The sequence below is a fragment of the Cellulomonas septica genome, from assembly GCF_012396155.1.
Taxonomy (GTDB): Bacteria; Actinomycetota; Actinomycetes; order Actinomycetales; family Cellulomonadaceae; genus Cellulomonas; species Cellulomonas septica.
In genome coordinates this window covers 1-1,405 of the sequence record NZ_JAAXOY010000806.1, presented here as the reverse complement: position 1 = coordinate 1,405, position 1,405 = coordinate 1, and the positions used below count along the sequence as shown (strand labels likewise).

Here is a 1,405-nt window from a genome sequence, read left to right as displayed (position 1 = left end):
GTCCGCGGGCGCGCGTCCCGGCCGGGCGGACGGTCAGGCCGGGGCGTCCAGACGGGCGAGGAGGTCGTCGTCGAGGGTCAGACGCGCGCCCGCGACGGCCTCCTCGACCTGCTCGACGCGCGTCGCACCGACGATCGGCACGACGCCGTGCGCGACGAGCCACGCGATCACGACCTGGTTCGCCGAGACCCCGAGCTCGCCCGCGACCTCGTGCAGGACGGCGAGCCGCGCGGTCGTGCCGGGGTGCTCGAACAGCTCCTGCATCGGCTTGTCGGGTCGCGTGTACGCCCCGAACATCAGCGTGTTGTAGGCCCAGAGCGTGAGGTCGCCCTCGGCGGCGAGGTAGTCGAAGGTCTCCGGGGTCGCGAGCGTGTGCCCGCCCTCGGGCAGCCGGACGCCCGGCCGCGGCTGCAGGTAGGTGTGCCGGAGCTGCACCTGCGTGAACGGCGCGACGCCCAGGTCGCGTGCGGTGCGTCGCGCGCGCTCGAGGCGCCAGGTGGCGTGGTTGCTCGCGCCGAGGACCCCGACGGTGCCGTCGGCGACGAGCGCCCCGAACGCGCCGACCGTCTCCTCCAGGGGGACCGCGCGGTCCTCGACGTGGGCCCAGTACACGTCGACGCGGTCGGTGCCGAGGCGCTTCAAGGACCCCTCGACGGCCGCACGGATCGCGGCGGCGGACAGGCCCTCGACGTCGTCGAGCGTCCGGTCGCCCGGCGTGCGCGGACGCGCGCCGACCTTCGTCGAGAGCACGACGGCGTCGCGGTTGCCACGCGAGGCGAGCCAGCGGCCGATGGTCGCCTCGCTCTCGTCGCCCGTGCAGCCGTCCTGCCAGAACGGGTAGTTGTCGGCCGTGTCGAGCCGGGTCCCGCCGAGCTCGACGAACCGGTCGAGGATCGCGAACGAGTCCTGCTCGTCCACCGTCGTGCCGAGGGGGATGGTGCCCAGTGCCAGTCGCAGATCGGTCATGACGACACCGTTCCGCTTCGAGCGCGCTCGAACGCAAGCCCTGGACGGGTCCCGGTGCTACTCGGGGTTGCAGCGCGCGGCGATCATCGTGAACGCGTCCACGTCGGGCCGCCACGGCTCGAGGTTCCACTGCGCCTTGTCGGGTGCGCCGAGCATGTGGCAGAGCAGCTGGTCGTGCATCGTCGGGGCGTCGGCGCGCGGCTCCTGCGCGACGAGCTGCGCCCACGTGAGGTCCTGCGCGGCCAGGCCCGACGCGCGCGCCCACGCCGTGGGTGTGACGCCGAGCGACTCGCCGCCCTCCCGGTCGCCCCAGGAGAGCGCCGCGACCGTCGAGGACGCGAGCCACAGGTCGGACCCCGCGGCGCCGTCCACCCGCACGAGGTCCGGCGCGACGGCCACCGCCGCCCCACCCGACACGCCGGCCACCGGCACCCCGGCG

2 protein-coding genes are annotated in these 1,405 nt (G+C 74.9%); both read right to left on the bottom strand.

All coding sequences use genetic code 11. From position 1 onward, the window contains the following. Positions 1 to 33: 33 nt before the first annotated feature. Positions 34 to 966, bottom strand: coding sequence for an aldo/keto reductase (locus tag HGA02_RS19340; protein WP_168681020.1), 933 nt, complete (start codon positions 964 to 966; stop codon positions 34 to 36). A 57-nt stretch (positions 967 to 1,023) separates the two neighbouring features. Next, positions 1,024 to 1,405 (bottom strand): DUF2599 domain-containing protein (locus HGA02_RS19335; RefSeq protein WP_168681018.1); only part of this gene is annotated, 382 nt, incomplete at its 5' end.